The sequence below is a fragment of the Saccharothrix sp. NRRL B-16348 genome, from assembly GCF_001280085.1.
Classification (GTDB): Bacteria; Actinomycetota; Actinomycetes; order Mycobacteriales; family Pseudonocardiaceae; genus Actinosynnema.
Map to the genome: position 1 here is coordinate 48,797 of NZ_LGED01000232.1, position 21,909 is coordinate 70,705.

The 21,909-nt window shown below is 71.6% G+C and carries 19 protein-coding genes; 10 read left to right on the top strand and 9 right to left on the bottom strand.

What is annotated here, in order from left to right; genetic code table 11:
* Positions 1-6 precede the first annotated feature (6 nt).
* From ADK67_RS35760 to ADK67_RS35795, 8 genes are all read right to left on the bottom strand, one after another.
* The gene (locus ADK67_RS35760; protein WP_053720988.1) at positions 7-315 is read right to left on the bottom strand and encodes an STAS domain-containing protein; all 309 of its coding nucleotides are present in this window, start codon (positions 313-315) and stop codon (positions 7-9) included.
* A gap of 14 nt (positions 316-329) precedes the next feature.
* Positions 330-2,381, bottom strand: a complete 2,052-nt coding sequence (locus ADK67_RS35765; protein ID WP_053720989.1) for a glycogen debranching protein — start codon at positions 2,379-2,381, stop codon at positions 330-332.
* Entirely contained in the window at positions 2,378-4,207 is a 1,830-nt protein-coding gene (locus ADK67_RS35770) for an AGE family epimerase/isomerase (protein ID WP_053720990.1), read from the bottom strand. Before ADK67_RS35770 ends, ADK67_RS35765 begins: the two co-directional genes overlap by 4 nt.
* Positions 4,204-4,812, bottom strand: coding sequence for a DJ-1/PfpI family protein (locus tag ADK67_RS35775; protein ID WP_053721110.1), 609 nt, complete (start codon positions 4,810-4,812; stop codon positions 4,204-4,206). The genes ADK67_RS35770 and ADK67_RS35775 overlap by 4 nt, the downstream gene beginning before the upstream one ends.
* Before the next feature lie 154 nt (positions 4,813-4,966).
* Positions 4,967-5,782, bottom strand: a complete 816-nt coding sequence (locus ADK67_RS35780; RefSeq protein WP_053720991.1) for a hypothetical protein — start codon at positions 5,780-5,782, stop codon at positions 4,967-4,969.
* The gene (locus ADK67_RS35785; protein ID WP_053720992.1) at positions 5,779-7,389 is read right to left on the bottom strand and encodes a thiamine pyrophosphate-binding protein; all 1,611 of its coding nucleotides are present in this window, start codon (positions 7,387-7,389) and stop codon (positions 5,779-5,781) included. Before ADK67_RS35785 ends, ADK67_RS35780 begins: the two co-directional genes overlap by 4 nt.
* Positions 7,390-7,461: 72 nt before the next feature.
* Positions 7,462-8,289, bottom strand: a complete 828-nt coding sequence (locus ADK67_RS35790; RefSeq protein ID WP_053720993.1) for a type 1 glutamine amidotransferase domain-containing protein — start codon at positions 8,287-8,289, stop codon at positions 7,462-7,464.
* A gap of 28 nt (positions 8,290-8,317) precedes the next feature.
* Positions 8,318-8,752 carry a nuclear transport factor 2 family protein gene (locus ADK67_RS35795; RefSeq protein ID WP_053720994.1) on the bottom strand — a complete coding sequence of 145 codons (435 nt, stop codon included), beginning with the start codon at positions 8,750-8,752 and terminating at the stop codon, positions 8,318-8,320.
* 365 nt (positions 8,753-9,117) lie between these two features.
* Between ADK67_RS35795 and ADK67_RS35800 the strand changes: the two genes are divergently transcribed.
* Positions 9,118-10,623: an MFS transporter gene (locus tag ADK67_RS35800; protein ID WP_082404282.1), complete on the top strand. Its 1,506-nt coding sequence runs from the start codon at positions 9,118-9,120 to the stop codon at positions 10,621-10,623.
* Positions 10,624-10,878: 255 nt separating this feature from the next.
* On the opposite strand, the gene ADK67_RS35805 is transcribed toward ADK67_RS35800, so the two are convergent.
* Positions 10,879-11,709, bottom strand: coding sequence for a helix-turn-helix transcriptional regulator (locus ADK67_RS35805; protein WP_053720996.1), 831 nt, complete (start codon positions 11,707-11,709; stop codon positions 10,879-10,881).
* Between the two features lie 159 nt (positions 11,710-11,868).
* Here ADK67_RS35805 and ADK67_RS35810 point away from each other — a divergent pair, with 159 nt between their 5' ends.
* The 9 genes from ADK67_RS35810 (at position 11,869) to glgB (ending at position 21,894) form a co-directional block, all read left to right on the top strand.
* Positions 11,869-12,762, top strand: coding sequence for an LLM class F420-dependent oxidoreductase (locus tag ADK67_RS35810; RefSeq protein ID WP_053720997.1), 894 nt, complete (start codon positions 11,869-11,871; stop codon positions 12,760-12,762).
* A gap of 115 nt (positions 12,763-12,877) precedes the next feature.
* A complete protein-coding gene (locus tag ADK67_RS35815) occupies positions 12,878-13,309 on the top strand; it encodes an ester cyclase (protein ID WP_053720998.1) in 432 nt (143 codons plus the stop codon).
* The gene (locus ADK67_RS35820; RefSeq protein WP_053720999.1) at positions 13,306-13,623 is read left to right on the top strand and encodes a putative quinol monooxygenase; all 318 of its coding nucleotides are present in this window, start codon (positions 13,306-13,308) and stop codon (positions 13,621-13,623) included. The genes ADK67_RS35815 and ADK67_RS35820 overlap by 4 nt, the downstream gene beginning before the upstream one ends.
* 40 nt (positions 13,624-13,663) lie before the next feature.
* Positions 13,664-14,467 carry an SDR family NAD(P)-dependent oxidoreductase gene (locus ADK67_RS35825; RefSeq protein WP_053721000.1) on the top strand — a complete coding sequence of 268 codons (804 nt, stop codon included), beginning with the start codon at positions 13,664-13,666 and terminating at the stop codon, positions 14,465-14,467.
* Positions 14,468-14,532: 65 nt separating this feature from the next.
* Positions 14,533-14,946: a VOC family protein gene (locus ADK67_RS35830; protein ID WP_053721001.1), complete on the top strand. Its 414-nt coding sequence runs from the start codon at positions 14,533-14,535 to the stop codon at positions 14,944-14,946.
* A 183-nt stretch (positions 14,947-15,129) separates the two neighbouring features.
* Complete coding sequence (locus ADK67_RS35835; RefSeq protein ID WP_197289771.1) at positions 15,130-17,097, top strand: maltotransferase domain-containing protein; 1,968 nt, start codon at positions 15,130-15,132, stop codon at positions 17,095-17,097.
* The gene (treS, locus tag ADK67_RS35840; RefSeq protein WP_053721002.1) at positions 17,097-18,821 is read left to right on the top strand and encodes a maltose alpha-D-glucosyltransferase; all 1,725 of its coding nucleotides are present in this window, start codon (positions 17,097-17,099) and stop codon (positions 18,819-18,821) included. Before ADK67_RS35835 ends, treS begins: the two co-directional genes overlap by 1 nt.
* Positions 18,818-20,128 (top strand): maltokinase N-terminal cap-like domain-containing protein, encoded by a 1,311-nt coding sequence (locus tag ADK67_RS54115; protein ID WP_053721003.1) that lies wholly within the window; start codon positions 18,818-18,820, stop codon positions 20,126-20,128. Before treS ends, ADK67_RS54115 begins: the two co-directional genes overlap by 4 nt.
* Positions 20,125-21,894: a 1,4-alpha-glucan branching protein GlgB gene (glgB, locus tag ADK67_RS35850; RefSeq protein WP_053721004.1), complete on the top strand. Its 1,770-nt coding sequence runs from the start codon at positions 20,125-20,127 to the stop codon at positions 21,892-21,894. The genes ADK67_RS54115 and glgB overlap by 4 nt, the downstream gene beginning before the upstream one ends.
* Positions 21,895-21,909 lie beyond the last annotated feature (15 nt).

Consider the following 21,909-nt stretch of genomic DNA (forward strand, 5'->3'; position numbering starts at 1 on the left):
CGATGACTAGCTCGCCAGAGTCGCGGTACCTCCCAACCCGCCCAGCGCCAACGCCGCCGCCACCGACGCGCGTGCGCCGACGACGATGACCTCGGCGCCCGCCGGCAACCGTTGCTGGGCGTAGACCAGGGCGCGGACGGCCCCCGGCGTCATGCCGGTGACCTCGCGCAACTCGATCACGAGGCGGCGCACCTGCCTGCCGCCGAGTTCGTCGAGCAGGTCCCGCAGACGGGGCAGCGCCTCGTCGTCCACTTCGCCTGCCAAGTGGATGGTGGTGGAACCGCCGTTCGACCCCGAGTAGACCGACGTGCTCATCTCGAACCCTCCTCCTAGGACGGTGTGTGCGCCCACAGCACGGCTGCGGACCGCGCGGGCAAGCGCAGGACGTGGCCGTCGCGCAGCGTCGTCGCGGCGTCGAGCGGCCGCGCGGATCCGGTGTTGGCGAAGACGCGCCACGTGCTGTCGGCGGGTGGCTGGGGGAGAGCCACTTCCTTGTCCTCTGCACCGGAGTTCGCGGCCACGACCACAGTATCCACACGATCCGACAATCCATCGCCCCGCGGATTCGGATCGTGCATCATGGCGATCACCAGGTGCGAGTCCGCCGACCAATCGGGTTGCCAAGCCCGCTCGCCGTGCCAACTGACCGGCGGGTAGCCGCCGTCCGGTGTGGATTCGCCGTGCGGGTGTTCGGCACGCCGCAGCACCGGGTGCGCCCGCCGGAACTCCAGGCAGGCCCTGGTGAACTCGACCAGGTCGCGGTTGCGGTCGACCAGCGACCAGTCGACCCACGTCGACGGACCGTCGTGCGGGTAGGCGTTGTTGTTGCCGCCCTGCGACCGGCCGAACTCGTCGCCGGCCAGCAGCATCGGCACGCCCCGGCTGGTGAGCAGCAGCAACAGCGCGTTGCGCACCTGCCGCCCCCTCGTGTCGAGCACGTCCGGGTCGTCGGTCGGTCCCTCCACGCCGCCGTTCCAGCTGACGTTGTGGTTCTCGCCGTCGCGGCCGTCCTCGCCGTTGAGGTGGTTGTGCTTGTGGTCGTACGACGCCCAGTCGGCGAGCGTGAACCCGTCGTGGCAGGTCACGAAGTTGACCGACGCGGTGGCGCCGCGCCCGCTGTAGAGGTCGGGCGACCCGACGAGCCGGGTGGCGACGTCACCGGTGGTTCCCTCGCGCCCCACCAGGAACGCCCGCAGCGCGTCGCGGTACCGCCCGTTCCACTCCATCCATCGGCCGTAGTGCGGGAAGGCGCCGACCTGGTAGAGGCCGCCCGCGTCCCACGCCTCCGCGATCAGCCGCGTGCCCGCCAGCACGGGGTCCGCGGCCAGCGCCGCCACGAGCGGCGGGTCGGCCAGCGGCGCGCCGTCACGCCCGCGGGTGAGCACCGAGGCGAGGTCGAAGCGGAAGCCGTCCACGTGGTACTCGTGCACCCAGTGGCGCAGGCTGCGCACGACCCACTCCCGCACCAGCGGGTGGTTGGCGTTGAGCGTGTTGCCCGCGCCGCTGAAGTTGCGGTGCCTGCCGGACTCGTCGAGCAGGTAGTAGGACGCCTCGTCCAGGCCGCGCAGCGACAGCGTGGGCCCGCGGTGGTCCCCTTCGGACGTGTGGTTGAACACCACGTCCAGGACCACCTCGATGCCCGCCGCGTGCAGCCGCTTCACCAACTCCTTCAGCTCCACGTCCGGCCGCTCGCCGCGGGCGTAGTTCGCCTTGGGCGCGAACACGCCGACCGGGCTGTAGCCCCACGTGTTGAGCAGCGGCACGCCCGTCTCCGGGTGCACGTGGACGTTGTCGGTCTCGTCGAACTCGAAGACCGGCATCAGCTCCACGCAGTTCACGCCGAGCCACCGCAGGTACGGGATCTTCTCGGCCAATCCGGCGAACGTGCCCGGAGCGGCCACACCGGATGTTTCGGACCGGGTGAAGCCGCGCACGTGCAGCTCGTACACCACCAGGTCCTCGGTCGGCACGCGCGGCGGCCGGTCGTCGCCCCAGTCGAAGTCCGGGGTGGCGATCCGCGACCGGTAGTCCGGCCGCTGTCCCCACTCGCCGGAGCCGGCCAGCAGCCGGGCGTCCGGGTCGAGCAGGACGGGGCCGCGCTCGCCGCCGCGCTCGACCCGGAACCCGTAGTCCGCGTCGTCGGGCGCCAGGCCCACCACGTGCGCGGTGAACACCTCGCCGACCCGGTGCTCCGGCGCGAACTCCAGTTCGGTGAGGACCGAACCATCGGCGCGGTCCATCAGCACCAGCCACATGCGGTCCGCCCGCGCCGCGGCGACCGCGAAGTTCACGCCGTCGGCCGTCGGGGTGGCCCCGAACGGGGTGGGGCTGCCCGGCGCGAGCCGGAGCCCGGCCAGGCGGCCCGTCGCCGTCACGGTCACCGTTCGTCCTCCCCCGTGGGCCGCAGGCGCACCTGGACCGTCCGCCGGGACGTGCCCTCCGGCAGCTTCACCGTCATCTTCTCCGCGTCGAAGTCCCGGTACGGGCTGCCGTCCACGAGCACCTGGTCCAGCACCACCCGGCCGCGCGGCAGCGCGTCCGGCGCCACCCGCAGCAGACCGCCGGGGAACGCCGCGTCCGGGTCCGGCGAGAACCACAGGTCGAGCGGCTCGCCGTGCCACAGCAGTCTGTTGTAGACGGTCGCGAGGTAGCACAGCTCCGCGGAGTGGTACATGCTCATGGAGTGGTTGCCCTTGAGGCGTTCCAAGCCCGCCAGGTAGGGCGCGCCGGCGGCCTGCACGGAGAAGTACACCGCGCCGTCGTCGTGGTCGAGGAAGAACGCGTTGTAGAACGCCTCCGCCTCGGCCGCGTGCTTGAGGTACTCGGCGTCGCCGGTCGAGCCGGCCAGCACCAGGTAGGCCAGGATCGCCTGCTCCTGCTGCCACCACGCCTTGCGGTCGTGCCAGACGAACGCGTGCCGCCCGTCGCGGGCCTGCCGCTCCAGCACGTCGTACCAGCCGCCGCGGCGCGGGTCGCGGCCCACGCCCGGCATGGTGGCGGCCAGCCGCGCCGCCGTGCGCGTGTACTCGTTCTTGGCGCGCAACGCGTTCATCCGGGTGAGGTTCCACGCGATCTTCAGGTTGTGCCCCACCACCGCCCGGTCCTGCTGCCAGCCCCACGTCTTGTCCGGCGTCCAGTCCGCGTGGAACCGCTCGCGCACGAACGGGCTCGCGTCCGGGCCCCGGTCGGGGAAGTGGGTCACGATCATGTCGAACGTGTGCTCCAGCATCCGCAGGTAGCGCTGCTCGCCGGTGGCCAGGTACAGGTTGAACAGGTAGGCGGGCGCGTGGTCGCCGACGGAGTTCCAGTTCTTGCGGGACCTGTTGCGCCCCAACGACTCCGCGTGCGGGCTCAGCGTGAGCGGGTCGACGTGCGAGAAGTAGCCGCCTAGGCGGAGGTCGGCGTAGTGCCGCTCGAACAGCCGGATCGTCGCCTCGATGTCGTCGCGCAGCCACGGCGCGCCGGTGAGCCGGTAGGTCTGCACCAGGCCGCTGAGCGCGTAGATCTGCTCGTAGGCCGGCACGGTCAGCTCGTCGTCGCTGAACTCGGAGGCGAACAGCTTGCGCTGCCTGCCGCCGTCGACCTCCAGGCCGTGGTACCAGTACACCGTGCGGCCGGAGCCGCTGTCGTCGACGAAGCGCAGGTTGTCCCGCAGGTACTCGGAACCGCGTTCGGCGACCTCCAGGTGCGCCTCGTCGCCGGTCAGCATGTACGCGGTGGCCATGCCGTAGACCAGGCGGGAGATCGTGTCGGTCTCCTGCACGTGCGAGTCGGTCTTGTCACCGCCGAGCCGCAGCACCGTGCGGTAGTCGGCGAAGTCCACCGGGCCCGTGCCGAACTGGGCGCGGCGGTAGAACCGGGCCAGCGACCGGAGCTGGTCGACCCACCAGTCGGGCCGGTCGAACACCGGGCGGCCGGCGTCGTCGGCGACGAGCCAGATCCGCTCCGCCTGCTGACGGCGCGGGCCGGGGTAGACGGGGCCGAAGCTGAACACCATCGCGCCCGGCTTCAACATCTCGTTCAGCCGGCCGTTGACGTCCTGGTAGGGCTCGCCGAGGTTGCGCACCAGCTGGGCCGCGGTCTCGGACGTGCGGTGCACGACCTCGCGGTCGCCGCCGAACGTGGACAGCACCAGCCGGTCGCCCGAGGACTCCACGACGTAGCCGCCGTAGAGGTCGGAGTAGGTGCGTTCGGGTGCCGTCGTCACGCCGCCACCAGCCTGGCGGACAACTGCTCGATGACGGTGCGGGCCAGCAGGTGGCAGTGCTCGACGGTGCGCGTGCTGATCAGGTCGCGGTCGACGGCCACGTCGGTGTCGGAGTAGACCGCGCCCATGTTGCGCACGTCGCTGACCAGGTTGTTGTGGCAGGTGACCGTGCGGCCGGCCATGACCTCCGGCGCGGCCGACATCAGCCACAGGCCGTGGCAGGAGAACACCTTCAGCAGCCGCGGGATGCGGAACGCGCGGCGCATCACCTGCACCGCGGGCGCCACGCCGCCGGGCCGTTCGCTGTAGCGGAGCCGGTCCGACACCATGCCGGACGGCACGATCAGCGCGTGCAGGGTGTTCAGCTCGTGGTAGTCGAGGGCTTCGAGGTCGCCGTCCACCTTGACCTCGCCGCCGAGCTCGCGGCCGGTGAAGGTCAGCGACTCGTTGCCCCACAGGCGGGTGTAGAGCTTCACCTCGGCGCCCGCCTCGGCGAACCGCAGGCGGTAGTAGTCGATCTCCGTCTCGACGAAGTCGCTCTCCATGAGGATGCCGATGCGGAGCCCGGTGAGCGGCCCGGGCAGGACGGGAGCGTTCAGGTCCATGGGGTTCTCCATCTGGGTGGTCCGAAGTGGACTGCCGCCTCGTCGCGGCACGGGGGTGGCGGGCGGTTGTGGTGCCGCCCGCCACCGCGTGACACCGGGCGCGCGCGGAAGTGCCGCGGCGCCGCCGGTGGTGGGGAGGTGGATCAGTGCGCGATCAGCTCGCGACGAGCTCGCCGCGGGCCTCACGCCCGGCCGGTGAGCCTTCCGCGGCCGACTGCGGCTCCGCGGTCGGGGATGCGCCGGCCGCGGCCTGCGTGGCATCGGTGGGCGAGGCGCCGGCCGCCGTTTGCGTGGTGTCGGCGGTTGGCGATACAGCCGCCGCGAGCCGCGCGGTGTCGGCTGGTGAGGCGCCGGCCGCCGGTTGCGTGGTGTCCTCGGCTTGTCGCGGTTGTGCGGTGGTGTCGGCGGAGGGGTCCCCTGCTGCCGGTCGGACCGCCTCCGTGGCGGCGGACAGACCCGCCGCAGGCTGCGACCGGTCGGCCGCGCCGACCAGGGACAGGGCCGGCGCCGGTTGGGTGGGCTCCCCGATCGGCGGCGAACCCGGCAGCGGTTGGGCGGTCCGCGTCACCAGCGTGCGGATCCGCGGCTCGCCGTCCTGGCGCACCACCAGCCACTGCTCGGTGAGCAGGCAGCCCGTCCACCGGCTCCGCGGCGCGGGCCGCTGCCACCGCCGCGACTCCCACATCAGCGTCACGGTCACCTCGGCGTGCAGCGGCGACACCAGGTCGACCTCCACCGACAGCACGTCCCGCCGCTGGTCGAAGCACGAGTCGCGCAACTCCCGGTACCAGGAGGCGAACTGCTCCGCGTCCCGCACCGTCGCGCCGGGCAGCCGCAGCAGCAACCCCGACCGCACCAGCCGACCCTGCAGCTCCGCCACGTCGACGTGCCGCTCCAACGCGCCGTGCCACTCGCGCACCAGCGCCACGACCTCGGCCCGGTCCAGCCGGCCGCGGTCCGCCGCGCTCACTCGATCACCAGGTCGATCAGGAACGGCCCGGTGTGGCCGAGCATCTCGGCCACCGCGCCGTCCACCTCGCGCAGCCGGCTCACCCGACGTCCGGGCACGCCCAGCGACGCGGCCAGCTGCGTGAACCCGATGGCGGGCTTGGTCAGGTCGAAGGCGCTCGGCCGCTCGTGCGGCTCGATGCCCTGCTCCCGCCAGTACTGGTCGATGTTGTGGTCCAGCAACCGGTAGCGGCCGTTGTTGCAGATCACGAACTTGGCGTCGATGCCGTACCGCGCGGCCGTCCACAGCGCCTGGATCGTGTACATGCTGCCGCCGTCGCCGGTGAACGCGATCACCGACTGGTCCGGCCGCGCCAGCTTCGCGCCGAGCGCGCCGGGGATGCCGATCCCGAGCGATCCGCCGCGGGTCTGGAAGAACCGGCCCGGCTCCCGCGCCGGCAGGTGCCGTCCCAGCGGCTCGCCCGCGGTGAGCGCCTCGTCGAACAGGATGAGGTCGTTCGGCGCCTGCTGCGCCAACCGTTCGGTGAACAGCTCCAGCACGCTCGGCGGACCCGAGGGCGCGACGGCCCGCGTGGCCGGACGCGAGGGCGGCGCGGCGATCACGCCACCCTGGTGGCCCAGCTCGACGGCCAGCGCCGCGAGCGTGAGCTTCGGGTCGGCGACCACACCGATCTCCACGGGGTGGTTCTTCGCGATCTCGTAGGCGTCGAGGTCGATGTGGACGATCCGGGCGTCCCGCGAGAACGGGTTGCTCAGCGCCGGGAACACCTCGGGGAACACGTACGTGCCCACGATCAGCACGCGGTCCGCGTCACCGACGATGCGCGCGCTGTCCGCGCCGAACATGTGGCCCACGTTGCCCGCGTACGACGGGTCGGCCGCGTCGAGGTTCACCTCCGACGAGTTCACCCCGTACACCCGCGCGCCCAGCAGCTGCGCCACCGTGGCCAGCTCGCGCTGCGCGCCGCTCGTCGCGACACCGTCGCCCATCAGCACCAGCGGACGCCTGCCGCCCGACAGCACCGACGCCATCCGCGCCACCAGCGCGGGCTCCGGCAGCACCCGCGTGGACGGCACCACGGTCGGCAGCGCCGGCTCCTCGGTGACGGCGTCGAGCACGTCGGCGGGCAGCGCCACGAACACCGGACCGCGCGGCGGCGTCATGGCGATCTTCACCGCCCGGCGCAGCACCCGCAGCACCGAGTCCGGGTCGGTGACCCGGGTGGCGTACTTCGTCACCGGCTCGGCCATGGCCACCAGGTCGACGGCCATCTGCGCGTCCATCGCGTCGTACCGCACACCGGCGTCGCCGGCGATCACGACCAGCGGCGAACCACCCCGCTTCGCCTGGTACAGCATGCCGACGGCGTTGCCGAGGCCGACGCCCGTGTGCAGCTGCACCAGGCCCGGCCGCTGCGAGGCGCGGGCGTACCCGTCGGCCATCGCCACGGCCACGCTCTCCTGCAACGCCAGCACGTAGGACATCTCGGACTGCCCCATCGCGTCGAGCAGACCCTGCTCGACGGTGCCCGGGTTGCCGAACATGTGCGTGATACCGTCGGCCGCGAACTGCTCGAAGATCGCGACCCGTCCCGGTCGTTTGGTCATCTGCTTCGTTCCACCTTCCCCAGTGTGGTGGCGGACGCGGCGCGGACCGGCGCCGCGTCCGCCCGTGACGCCTTACCAGCCGTAGCGGCGCAGACCGTTCTCCAGCGTCTGCACCAGCAGCTCGCCCGACAGCGCGGAGTCCGGAGTGGACCGCGCGGTGACGAACGGGTAGTCCACGATCACCGACAGCTCCTTGCCGACGTTGCCGTGGAAGCCGCCGAAGGCGCCGGTCGCGTCGCGCAGGATGTACTCCAGCGGGAACGGGGGCGGGCCCATGTTGAAGTCGACGCCGAGGAAGCCGGTGCCGTCCTTGTAGTCGTACTCCTTCGGGTGGCCCGTGACGTGCTTGCCGTAGATGATGCTCTGGCGGGACTCCCAGTCGCGGGCGAAGGCCAGCACGGTGACGCCGTAGCACTCGGCGAGGATCGGCTTGTCCGCGGCGAAGAAGCCGAGGGTGACCTCGTGCAGGCGCTCGTTGTTCACCATGTCGACCAGCGGGCCGGAGCCGCCGACGAGCACGAGCGCGTCATAGGCCGCGACCAGGTCGTCCACCGCGGGCTGCAGGTTGCGGTGGTAGGCCTCCAGCTCGCGCAGGTGGTTGATCGCGCTGTTGTAGGGCCGCTCGGGGATGAGGTCGGCCAGGCTGAGCGGGTTGTCCAGCCGGTCGGACTCGTCCAGGGCGCGGACCGCGCGGGCCATCTCCGGCGTGGTCACCGTGCGGCCGAGCGGCGGGTCGATGTAGTCGGCGTCCATGCTGGGCGGCAGCGCGTGCGCCCGCTTGCCGGTCGGGGTGACGAAGGTGACCTGGTAGCCGCGGGCGTCGAACGCCTCCAGCGGACCGACCAGCTCCTCTCCCCAGTAGCCGTACTCGGACAGCACCACGAGAACTCGTCGGGTCACTTCTCTACTCCCTGGTTGTGAGGGGTTCTCAGAGCTCGGCGGAGCCGGGCATCGGGTGCAGGGCGTCCACGACGTACGAGCGGATGCGCAGGCGCCCCGCGTCGTCGCGCACGACCTGCCACGTCTGGTCGGCGTCGAAACCCAGCCACAGGCTGGTCGCCGCCGGCGGGTTCCAGATACGTGCCTGCCAATTCACGCGCACCTTCACGTCGGCCACGTCGCCGCGAATGGAGGACGTCACCTCGGTGACTTCGTGCACCTCGTCGAAAAAGCGGTTGACGACCGTCCGGTACCAACCCAGGAATTCCTCGGTGGTGGTGAGCGTGCCTTCCGGGAACGTCATCCGGAGATTGGTGTCGACGAGATATCCGAGCACTTCCTCCTCGGTGCCGTGCTCGTCCAGCGCGCGGTACCAATCGCCGACGAATCGGCTGATCAGATCATTGTCGAGCGTTGCTGCCACTGATTTCTCCCGTGTGCCCGTGTCGGTGGCGGACGGACCGTGATGACCGTCACCCGCTGTGACATCTTTGGTGTCGTGATTGACGACATGAGTCAATCTGCGCCACTGGTCCGGTGCAAGGCAGCCGGTGCAACTGGGTGGACTTGACGGAATTGCGGAAGGGGGGTTGTTGACGTTCCCGTTACGCGATGTTTTTGGAACCGCCGCCACGGCGCTGGTGATGGGCCCGCGGCGCCTCGCGCGACCGGCGGCGCGCCGTTGCCTGGTAGTCCGGCTACTAGGAAAGACCCTGGTCTGGCTACCACGCTGCGGGATGGGGAGAGTGAGCGCATCGGCGTAACGCCGGCGATATCAAGGAGCCGACTTTGTCTCACACTGCCGACCAGACGGCTGCAGGGCCGCCCACGGGCACCGCCGCGTCGGATGCGGCGACCACCACCACCGGCACGAGCACGGCCGAGGCGACCGGAGCGGGCCGGCGTCCGAATGCCGGTCTCGTCCTGCTGTTGTTGTGCCTGGCCGAGTTCATGATCGCCCTGGACTTTTCCATCACCAACGTGGCGCTGCCGGTCATTCAGGCCGAGCTGGGCTTCACCACTTCCGGCCTGCAATGGGTCATCAGCGCGTACGCCATCACCTTCGGCGGATTCCTGATGCTCGGCGGCCGGATCTCCGACCTCTACGGTCGACGCCGCCTGTTCATCATCGGCCTCGTCGCCTTCGCGCTGGTCTCGCTGGTCGCGGGCATCGCGCAGGACGACGTGCAGCTGGTGTTGCTGCGCGGCGCGCAGGGCCTGGCGGCGGCGGTGGTCGCGCCGGCGGCGCTGTCCCTGCTGACCACGTCGTTCCCGGAGGGCCCGGAGCGCAACCGCGCGCTGGGCGTCTACGGCGCGGTGCTGTCGTTCGGCTTCGTGTCGGGTGTGGTGCTGGGCGGCATCCTCACCGACGTGCTCAACTGGCGGTGGGTGTTCTTCGTCAACGTGCCCATCGGCCTGGGCGCGGCGCTGCTGGCGCCGAAGCTGATCCGGGAGAGCCGCGGCCTGGAGAGCAACCGCAAGCTGGACGTGCCGGGCGCGGTCACCATCACCGGTTCGGTGATCAGCATGGTGTACGCGCTGTCCACGATCACCCAGGGCGGCCTCGGCTGGCTGGTCTCGCTCGTGGTGTCGATCGTGCTGTTCGCGGCGTTCCTGGTGATCGAGCAGCGCAGCCCGCACCCGTTGATCCCGCTCAAGGTCGTGGCGCAGCGCGTGCTGCTGACCGCGAACCTGATCAACGTGCTGCTGATCGGCTCGTTCGTGGGCATCGCCTACATCCTCACCCTGTACCTGCAGGGCATCGAGGGCTTCACGCCGTTGCAGACGGGGTTGACGTTCGCGGTGCTCGGCGCGACCGCGGTGGTCGCGGGCATGTCGGCGGGCAAGGTGTCCGGGAAGCTGGGCAGCACGGCCACGCTCGTCGGCGGCCTGCTGATGCAGGCGGTCGGCACGGTGGCGTTGGCGATCCTGCCCGCGACCGGCGCGATCTGGTGGATCCTCGTCGGCATGGCGATCATCGGTTTCGGCCACGTCTCCGCGGTCGTGATCGTGAGCATCTCGGCGACGTCCGGTGTGCCGGACCACCAGCAGGGCCTCGCCGGCGGCCTGCTGAACACCTCGCAGCAGTTGGGCGCGGCGCTCGGCGCGGCGGCGTTCGCCGCGATCGCGGTCGGCGTCACCGGCGGGTTGCTCACCGAGGGCACGCCGCTGGAGCAAGCCGACCCGGCGTCGCTGGTGGCGGGCTTCCGCTACGCGCTCATCGTGGCGGTGGTGGTGTCCGTGGTCGCGTCGGTGATCGGCGTGACGCTGACCCGCAAGCGCGCCGCCGCCTGATCGGGCCGCTCTGACGTCCTGGCCGTGCCGCCCCCCTGGCTCGGCCAGGACGGGTGGTGGGTCGTCTCCCTCCCCCCAGGGGACACCCACCACCCCGCGTCCGACCAGCCGACCGGGCCGGTCGAACGTGAGCCCGCCCCGGGAACGGAACGCCTGCCCCAGAACGGGCCGGTCGCACGGCTGGTGGCAGGAAGTCCCGTCGCAGCAAGGCCGGTCGCAGGCGCGCCGGTCGAACGAGCGGCAGTCGAGCGCGGGTCAGTCGAAGCGGTCCAGGAGGGTGGCGATGCGGGCCGAGTCGACCGGGCCCACCGGGGTCTGCAGGACGACCGTCAGGGTCGGGTGCTCGACCAGCCGCAGGTGCAGCAGGTCGAGGTCGATGCGGCCGACCTCCGGGTGGTCGAGCCGGTTGACCTCGACGTCGAACTCCGCCACGGGGTAGGAGTCCCAGCGCTTGCCGAACTCAGGGCTCGCCTCCCGCAACCGGCCCGCGATCTCGGCGTACCGGTGGTCGCCGCTGTTGCGCCCCGCGGCCGCGCGGAACTGGCCGATCACGCTGCCCGCCGCCGATTCCCAGTCCACCAGCAGCGAACGCACGAGCGGGTCGGTGAAGATCAACCACAGCAGGTTCCGCTCGGCGGGGTCCACCGTCGCCGGGTCGACCCACAGCCTCGCCTGCGCCGCGTTCCACGCCAGGATGTCCAGCCGCTGGTCGAACACGTACGCGGGGTTCGGCATCAGGTTGTCCAGCACCCGCTGCACGAGCGCGGGCAGCTCGCCGTCCGGCGAACGCGGCTCGGCCGCGCGCAACCCGGCCAGCTCGAAGATGTGGTCGCGGTCGTCGTCCTTCAGCCGCAACGCCGTCGCGAGCGCCTCGATCACCTGCCGGGACGACGGGATGTCCCGACCCTGCTCCAGCCACGTGTACCAGGTCAGCCCGACGCCGGACAGCTGCGCGACCTCTTCCCGGCGCAGGCCCGGGGTGCGACGACGTCCTCCGGCGGTCGCCAGGCCGACGTCCTCCGGCTTGAGCCGTTCCCGGCGAGCGCGCAGGAACGCGCCCAGCTCACGTTTGCGGTGGTCTGTCATCGGGGTCTCCGCGGTCAAGTCGTGCAGGGTGGTACACCGAGCGGGGTGGCACACCGGACCCGGTGGCGCACCGAGCCGGCTGGAACCCGGTCATCGTATTCGGGCGCGGCGGTCGTACGGCCTGCTCAGCGCCGCCCTTCCCACCATCTGGAGATCGTCGTGACGTTGTTCCGCACCGTCGACGCACCACCGGCGGTGGCCCTGTTCGCGTTGAACATGGCGCCGACCGTCGGCCCCGCCGAACTCGCCGGGATCGCGGTCCTGGCCGAGGACCTGGGCTACGAATCGCTGTGGGTGGGCGAACACCCGGCGTTGCCCGATCCGGCCGGCTCCGCCAGCCCGTTCCCGCCGGACCTGGAACTCGTGGACCCGATCGTCCACCTCTCCTACCTCGCCGGTGTGACGAGCCGGATCAGGCTGGGCACCGGCATTGTGATCCTGCCCCTACGCAATCCCGTAGTGCTGGCCAAGCAGCTCGCCTCGCTGGACGTGCTCTCCGGCGGCCGGCTGATGTTCGGCTACGGCGTCGGCTACATCGAGCCCACGTTCCGCGCGGTCGGCGTGCCGTACCGGCGGCGGCTCGCGCGGGCGTTGGAGCACGTCTCCGCGATGCGCTCCCTGTGGCACGACGAGAAGCCCGAGTTCCACGGCGAGTTCGTCGACTTCGACCACATCGCCGCGCACCCGCGGCCGGTGCAGGCGCCGTTGCCCGTCATCACCGGCGGGCACGCGCCCGCGGCGTTGCGGGGCGCCGTCACGCACTCCCACGGCTGGTACGGCTTCGGCCTGCCGCCGGCCACGGTCGCCTGGATGAAGGAGGGCCTGCGCCGCGAGGCCGACCTCCACGGCAGGCCGGACGAACTCGGGCCGCTGGGCGTGACCGTCACGCCGCCGCGCGGCGCCCTGCGCCCCGAGATGGTCGGCGAGTACCAGAAGGTCGGCGCGGAACGCCTGGTGCTGTTCCCGCCCGACGGCATCGACCTCGCCGGGCTCACCGACTACGTGCGGGCGCACGCGCCGGGGAAGATCGGCGCGACCGCGTTCACCGGGTGAGCGCGCCCACCACGTCTGAGCGCAGTTGCCACAGTGGACCCGGGCTGATTGTCCGGCCCGGTCCCGCTCGGCAGGCTGAGTGGTGCACAGTCCACTCCGCACCGGAGGAAACCCAGTGACCACAACAGATCCGCTGCGGGTCGAGGAGCAGCACGTCCTCGCCATCCGCACGCTCAACGACGTCGTCAACGAGCGCCGCTACGACGACATGGACGAGCTGTTCGCGCCCAACTTCGTCGACAACAACCCCGCGTGGAGCGTCCGCGACGTCGCCGAGCTCAAGGTGCTGCTCGCCGAGGCGCACGAGGCGATGGCGTTCACCTCGCACCACGACCTGATCTACCCGGCGGGCGACGACAAGGTCGTCATCCACATCACCTTCACCGGGCGGTTCGTGAAGGACTTCCTCGGCCGGCGGGCCACCGGCGAGCCGATCACCTGGACCAGCATCGAGGTCTTCCGGTTCGAGCGCGGCCGGATCGCCGAGCGCTGGGTCCAGGCCGACACCGCGGGCCTGCTGCGCCAGCTCGGGGTGCCGCTGCCGTGACCACGTCCGTGAAGGGGATCACCATGCCCACGTTCCTGCTGCACATCACCGTCAAGCCCGAGCACCAGCGCGAGGCCGTCGAAACGCTCACCGAGATCCAGCGCCTGTCCCTGTTGGACGACGGCTGCGTGGACTTCGTCTGGCTGCGCCACGAAGAGGACGGGAACAAGTTCACCCTCTTCGAGCGCTGGGAGAGTCAGCAGCACCTCGACGACCACCTCGCCAAGATCATCCCGGTGTGGGAGGAGTTCGCGCCCTGCCTGGTGGGCGACCCCGTCTCCCAGAGCGTGCGCGCGGTCACCGAGCTGGCCTGACCGGCGGCCCGGTCGCGAGTCGAACCGAAGGAGAACACCGTTGAAGGACCGCACTTTCCTGGTCACCGGCGCCACCGACGGCCTGGGGCTCGACCTGGCCCGCAGGCTCGTCGCGACCGGTGCGACCGTGCTGATCCACGGCCGCGACGAGCAACGCCTCGCGAACGCGGCGCGTGACGTCGGCGGGGACGTGCGGACCTACCTGGCGGACTTCGCCGACTTCGACCAGGTGCGCGGCATGGCCGCACGCCTCGCGGACGACGGCGTGCGGCTCGACGTGCTGGTCAACAACGCCGGGATGGGCGCGGGACGCCGCGACGACCAGCGCCTGGAAGGCAAAGCGGGACACGAACTCAGGTTCACCGTGAACCACCTCGCCCCGTTCCTCCTCACCAGGCTGCTGCTCCCGCTGCTGTCACCCGCCGCGCGGATCGTCACGGTCGCGTCGGCCGGGCAGTCCCCGATCGACTTCGACGACGTGATGCTGCACCGGGGTTACGAGCCGCTGCGCGCCTATCGGCAGAGCAAACTGGCCCAGATCGCGACCTGCTTCGAGCTGGCCGAGCGGCTCGACCCGGCGCAGGCCACCGTGAACAGCCTGCACCCGGCGTCACTGATGGGCACCAAGATGGTCCACGAGACCTTCGGCTACACCATGAGCACCGTGGCGGAGGGCGCCGAGGCGACGTTGCGCCTCGCGCTCTCCGATGACCTCGCCGGGATCACCGGGCGCTACTACGACGGCGTCCGCGAAGCCCGTGCCAACGCGCAGTGCTACGACCCGTCCGCGCGACGGCGGCTGTGGCGGCTCAGCAGCGAGCTGGTCGGCCTGCCCGCGACCTGACGCCACCCGGCCGGACGCCACGCGCAACCGGGTCGCCGACTGCCATTCACCGAAAGGCGATCCCCATGAAGTGGTCCCATGTCGCGCTCAACTGCCGTGATCTGGCCGCGACCGAAGAATTCTACACGCGCTGGTTCGGGTTCAAGCGCGCCCGTTTCTTCGACCTCGGGGAGACGTCCATCGTCTTCCTGAAATCGGGTGAGGCGTACTTGGAGCTGTTCGGCGGCGCCGCGGTGGACGCGGCCGGCGCGCCCACGCTGGTGGAGCGCGACGGCCCGGACCACGTCGGCACGGTCCGCCACCTGGCGTTCCAGGTCGACGACGTGGACGCCCTGCTCGCCCAGATGGGCGACGACGCGCAGGTCAACCTGGGTCCGGTCGACTTCGACGGCTTCATCCCGGGTTGGCGGAGCGTGTGGCTGACCGACCCCGACGGCGTTGTGGTCGAGGTGAGCCAGGGCTACCGCGACGACCTGTAGGGCACCACCGCACGAGACCCGGCCTCGACCCCTGTCGAGTGCCGGGTCTCGTGCTTTTCCGGGCTACTACGTCGAATTTTCCGAGTGGTTCCGCAATGGTGGTTCCACGGGTAATCCCAAGTCATTCTCGGATGAGTGGGCGAAGTGTTCCGAGCCCACGGAGAAATCCGAGAGGTGGATTCCATGATGGATGACGCGACAGTGGGGAGACTCGTCGTCGACGACGTCTCCCCGGCGGTGTCGTCGGGCGCGCGGCCGGCGAAGGCGGTGGTCGGCCAGCACGTGCCGGTGCGGGCCGCGGTGTGGCGCGAGGGCCACGACGCGGTCGCCGCCACGGTGCGGTGGCGCGGCCCGGACGGCGCCTGGCAGAGCACCCGGATGCGGCTGGAGGACGCGGGGGCGGACCGCTGGGTCGCGGTGATCGTGCCGGACTCGGTGGGTGAGTGGGAGTTCCGGGTCGACGCGTGGTCGGACCCGTGGTCGACGTGGCTGCACGCGATCCGCGCCAAGACCGGCGCCGGGCAGGGTGCGACCGAACTCGCCAACGACCTGGAGCTGGGCGCACGGCTGCTGGAACGCGCGGCGCTGGACGAGGACGCGAACGGGGTGCTGCTGCGCGCCGCCGCGGCCCGGCTGCGCTCGGGCGCGTTGCCGCTGGCGGACCGGCTGGCCGCCGCGCTGGACGAGGCCGTGCTCGCCGAGGTGCACGAGCACCCGGTGCGCGACCTGGTCACCGAGGGCGTGCCGCACCGGCTGTGGGTGGACCGGCCGAAGGCCGCGTTCGGCTCCTGGTACGAGTTCTTCCCCCGCTCCACGGGCGGCGTGGACGCGGCAGGACGGCCGGTGCACGGCACGTTCCGCACCGCAGCGCTGGAGCTGGACCGGGTGGCCGCGATGGGCTTCGACGTGGTGTACCTGCCGCCGATCCACCCGATCGGCGAGATCAACCGCAAGGGCAAGGACAACACGCTCGTCGCGCTGGACGGCGACGTCGGCTCGCCGTGGGCGATCGGCTCCGTCCACGGCGGGCACGACGCCATCCACCCGGAGCTGGGCACGTTCGCCGACTTCGACGCGTTCGTGGCGCGGGCCGCCGAACTGGGCATCGAGGTGGCACTGGACCTGGCGCTGCAGTGCGCGCCCGACCACCCGTGGGTCGGGCAGCACCCCGACTGGTTCACCCGCCTGCCCGACGGCAGCGTGGCGTTCGCCGAGAACCCGCCCAAGAAGTACCAGGACATCTACCCGCTGAACTTCGACGACGACCCCAAGGGCCTGTACGCCGAGATCCTGCGGGTGGTGCACCTCTGGGTCGACCACGGCGTGCGGATCTTCCGGGTCGACAACCCGCACACCAAGCCGCCGGACTTCTGGGCGTGGCTGATCGAGGAGGTGCACCGGGACCGGCCGGACGTGCTGTTCCTGGCCGAGGCGTTCACCCGGCCCGCGCGCCTGTACGGCCTGGCCCGCCTCGGCTTCACCCAGTCGTACACGTACTTCACCTGGCGTGAAGACAAGGCGGAGCTGGAGGGCTTCGGCCAGGAGCTGGCCGCCCACGCGCACGAGGCCAGGCCGAACCTGTTCGTGAACACGCCCGACATCCTGCCCCGGCACCTGCGGGAGGGCGGACCGGCGATGTTCGCCATCCGCGCCGCCCTGGCCGCGCTCCTGTCGCCGACGTGGGGCGTGTACTCCGGTTTCGAGCTGTACGAGAACGAGGCCGCCGCGCCCGGCAGCGAGGAGTACCGGCACTCCGAGAAGTACGAGCTGCGCCCGCGCGACTACGCCGCCGCCCGGGCCAGGGGCGACTCCCTGGAGCCGTGGCTGACGCTGCTCAACCGCGTCCGCCGCGCGCACCCGGCGCTGTGGTCGCTGGACGGCCTGGCGTTCCACACCGTCGACAACCCCGCGCTCATCGCCTTCTCCAAGCGCGACCCCGCGACCGGCGACACCGTGCTGGCCGTGGTGACCCTCGACCCCGACCGACCGCAGGAGGGCACGTTGACCCCCGACCTCGCCGCCCTGGGCGTGCCGCCCGCGTTCACCGCGCACGACGAGGTGACCGGCCGGACGTGGGAGTGGGGCGAGAGCAACTACGTGCGGCTCGACCCCGCCCGTGCCGTCGCGCACGTCGTGGCGGTGAGGGCCTGATGCCGCGCCGGTTGCTGCCCAGCGGCGAGTCGGCGCCCGTCGCCACGCCCGTCGGCGTCGAGCCCGAGTGGTACAAGTCCGCGATCTTCTACGAAGTGCTGGTCCGCGCGTTCCACGACGCCGACGGCAACGGCTCGGGCGACCTGCGCGGGTTGGCCGACCACCTGGACTACCTCGCGTGGCTCGGCGTGGACTGCCTGTGGCTGCCGCCGTTCTACGACTCGCCGTTGCGCGACGGCGGGTACGACATCCGCGACTTCCGGGCGCTGCTGGCGGAGTTCGGCACGATCGAGGACTTCGTGCACCTGCTGGACGAGGCGCACAAGCGCGGCATCCGGGTCATCACGGACCTGGTGCTCAACCACACGTCGGACTCGCACCACTGGTTCCAGGAGTCCCGCCGCGACCCCGACGGCCCGTACGGCGACTTCTACGTGTGGAGCGACGACGACTCGAAGTACGCCGACGCCCGCATCATCTTCGTGGACACCGAGACGTCGAACTGGACCTACGACCCGGTGCGCGGCCAGTTCTACTGGCACCGGTTCTTCAGCCACCAGCCCGACCTGAACTACGACAACCCGGCCGTGCAGGAGGCGATGCTCGACGTCCTGCGGTTCTGGCTGGACCTCGGTATCGACGGCTTCCGGCTGGACGCGGTGCCGTACCTGTTCGAGCGCGAGGGCACCAACTGCGAGAACCTGCCGGAGACGCACGAGTTCCTCCGGCTGTGCCGCAAGGTCGTCGACGACGAGTACCCGGGGCGCGTGCTGCTGGCCGAGGCCAACCAGTGGCCGTCCGACGTGGTGCACTACTTCGGCGACCAGAGCGTCGGCGGCGACGAGTGCCACATGGCGTTCCACTTCCCGCTGATGCCGCGCATCTTCATGGCCGTGCGGCAGGAGTCGCGGGTGCCGATCTCGGAAGTCCTCGCGGCCACGCCGGAGATCCCGGCCGGCGCCCAGTGGGGCATCTTCCTGCGCAACCACGACGAGTTGACGTTGGAGATGGTGACGGACTCGGAACGCGACTACATGTACTCCGAGTACGCCAAGGACCCCCGGATGAAGGCCAACATCGGCATCCGGCGGCGCCTGGCGCCGTTGCTGGACAACGACCGCAACCAGCTGGAGCTGTTCAGCGCGTTGCTGTTGTCGCTGCCCGGGTCGCCGGTGCTGTACTACGGCGACGAGATCGGGATGGGCGACAACATCTGGCTCGGCGACCGCGACGGCGTGCGCACCCCGATGCAGTGGACGCCCGACCGCAACGGCGGGTTCAGCGCGGGCGACCCGGGCCGGCTCTACCTGCCGGTCATCTCCGACCCGGTCTACGGCTACCAGAGCCTGAACGTGGAAGCCCAGATCGACAGCCCCGGCTCGCTGCTGCGCTGGACCAAGCGGATGATCGACGTCCGCCGCCGGCACCGCGCGTTCGGCCTCGGCGGGTTCCGCGAGCTGCCCTCGGGCAACGCCGCCGTGATGACCTACCTGCGCGAGCACGTCTCCGAGGACGGCCGCCAGGACATCGTGCTGTGCGTGAACAACCTGTCCCGCCACCCGCAGGCGGTCGAGCTGGACCTGCGCGAGTTCCAGGGGCACGAGCTGACCGAGCTGACCGGGGGCGTCGAGTTCCCGGTGATCGGCGCGGCCCCGTACCAGATCACGTTGCCCGGCCACGGTTTCTACTGGTTCGCCGTCCACATGGAGGTGCCGTCGCGATGACCGCTGCCATCACCGGACTACCCGGCTTGGACGACTGGCTGCCGCGGCAGCGCTGGTTCCCCGCCGAGGACGCGGGCGAGGTGATCGTCGAACGGGTGGAGCCGTTCGCCGACGGGCCGGTGCGCGGCGTGATCGCCGTCGTCGGCACCGCGCACGGTCGCTTCCACGTGCCCGTCGGCATCCGCGCCGACCTGCCCCCGGGCCTGGCGGACGCGGTGATCGGGGTCGCGGCCGGCGAGGTGCACTACGACGCGCTCGCCGACCCGGAGCTGGTGACGCGCCTGTACGAGCTGGTCGCCCGGTCCGGCACGGCGGGCGCGGTGGCGTTCCGAGCCGAGCCCGGCGTCGACCTGCCCGAGCCCGCCGGAGACGTGCGGCCGATGGGCGTCGAGCAGTCCAACACCTCGCTGGTGATCGGCGGGCACAGCGTGCTCAAGGCGTTCCGGCGCGTGTGGCCGGGGGAGAACCCCGACCTCACGCTGCACCGGGTGCTGCGCGACAGCCTGTACGTGCCGCGCCTGCTCGGCTCGATCACCCTGGACGGCACGGACACGCTGGGGCTGGTCGAGTCCTTCGTGGACGGTGGCGTCGAGGGCTGGGAGGCGGCCCGGGCCGACATGGGGCACGCGCTCACCGGCACGCCCCGCGAGCTGGACCTGGTCGGCGAGCTGGGCCGCCTCGGTGTCGCCGTCGCGGCCGTGCACGCGGACCTTGGCCGATCGCTCGGCACGGCGCCCGCGGACCACGAGGCGCTGGCCGACCGGTTCCTGACCCGCCTGGCCGAGACGCTTGAGGTCGCGCCGACGTTGCGGCCGTACGGCGCGGCGTTGCGGGTGGCGTTGGGCGACCGGGTGCGCGCCGCCGCGCCGGGTGAGGTGCAGCGCGTCCACGGGGACCTGCACCTGGGGCAGGTGCTGCGCAGCAACGGCCGCTGGCTGCTGCTGGACTTCGAGGGCGAGCCGTCCGCGCCGCCCGCCGAACGGGCCCGTCCCGACTCGCCGCTGCGCGACGTGGCCGGGATGCTGCGGTCGCTGGACTACGTGGCCGGGCACCACCGGCTGACCGCGACCTACTGGTCGGTGGAGGACGAGCGCCGCAGCCGGCACTGGGTGCACGACACGCAGCGCGCGTTCCTCGCCGGGTACGCCAGCGAGTCCGGCCTCGACCTGCGGGCCGCGTCCACCGTGCTGCGGGCCTACCAGCTCGACAAGGCGCTGTACGAGGTGCGGTACGAGGCGGCGAACCGGCCGGGCTGGCTGCCGGTGCCGTTGCGGGCCGTGCGCGAGCTGGTCGGCGGGTCGTCGTGACCGCCGTCGTCACGCCCGCGCTGGCCGACCTGGACCGGCACCTGATCGCCGAGGGGCGGCACGAGCGGCTGTGGGAGGTGTTGGGCGCGCACGTCGTGGACGACGGCGTGCGGTTCGCCCTGTGGGCGCCCGGCGCCCGTGCGGTGCGGGTGACCGGCGAGTGGGGCTCGGCGGAACTGGTGCGCGATCCGCTGGTCCCGGTGTGGCAGGCCGTGGCGCCGGGCGTGCGTGCGGGGGACCGTTACCGGTTCCGCATCCTCGGTGAGGACGGCGTGTGGCGGGACAAGGCCGATCCGCTGGCGTTCCGCACGTCGCCGCCGCCGGCCACCGAGTCGGTCGTGGCGCGGTCGCGGCACGTGTGGTCGGACGGCGCGTGGCGGCACCGGCCCGACCGGATCAGCGTGTACGAGGTGCACCTGGGGTCGTGGAGGGCCGGTCTGGGCTACCGGGAGGCGGCCGAACGGCTCGCCGACCACGTGGCCGGGCTCGGGTTCACGCACGTGGAGCTGCTGCCGTTGGCCGAGCACCCGTACGGCGGCTCCTGGGGTTACCAGGTGACGTCGTACTACGCGCCGACCGCGCGGTACGGCAGCCCGGACGACCTGCGGCACCTCGTGGACGTCCTGCACCGGCGCGGCATCGGGGTGATCCTGGACTGGGTGCCCGCGCACTTCCCCAAGGACGACTGGGCGTTGGGGCGCCTGACCGGCGTGCCGGTGTACGAGCACCCCGATCCGCGGCGGGGCGAGCACCCGGACTGGGGCACCTACGTGTTCGACTTCGGTCGGCCCGAGGTGCGCAACTTCCTGGTGGCCAACGCGTTGTACTGGCTCGAGGAGTTCCACGTGGACGGTCTGCGGGTGGACGCGGTGTCGTCCATGCTCTACCGCGACTACTCGCGCGGGCCGGGGGAGTGGGAGCCCAACGAGTTCGGCGGCAACGAGAGCCTGGAGGCGGTGGCGTTCCTGCGGGAGCTGACCGCCACCGTCGGCAGGCTGCACCCGGACGCGCTGGTGATCGCCGAGGAGTCCACCACCTGGCCGGGCGTCACGGCGCCGTCCGGCCTGGGTTTCGACCGCAAGTGGAACCTCGGCTGGATGCACGACACGCTGCGGTACTTCCGCGACGGCGACTACGAGCGGCTGAAGCTGCCCGTGGAGTACGCGTGGAGCGAGCGCTACCTGCTGCCCCTGTCGCACGACGAGGTCGTGCACGGCAAGGGTGCGCTGATCGCCAAGACCGGCGGTGCGGCGGGGCTGCGGGTGCTGCTCGCGCACATGTGGGCGCACCCCGGCGGCCAGGTGCTGTTCATGGGCGGTGAACTCGGTCAGCCGCACGAGTGGGCGGACCACCGCGAGCTGGCGTGGGAGCTGCTGGACGACCCCGTGCACGCGGGCGTGGCGCGGCTGGTGGCGGCGCTGAACCGGGTGCAGGCCGCGCACCCGGCGCTCTACCGGGACGACGACCGGCCGGACGGCTTCGAGTGGCTGGTGGACGACGACCCGGCACGTGCCGTGGTGGCGTACGCGCGGCGTGCCGCCGGTGCGGCCGACGTGGTGTGCGTGGCGAACTTCGGCGAGCCGCGGCCCGGTTTCCGGCTGCCGTTGCCGTCGTCGGGGGTGTGGAAGGTGCTGCTGCACACCGAGGCCGCGGAGTTCGGCGGCGTCGGCGCGCCCGAGGCGGTCGTGGCGGTGCCGGAGGACGGGCGCGCGGTGGCGGAGCTGGCGCTGCCCGCCCGTGCCGCGGTCTGGCTCACCCGAGTCTGAGCACGCGAAAAGGCT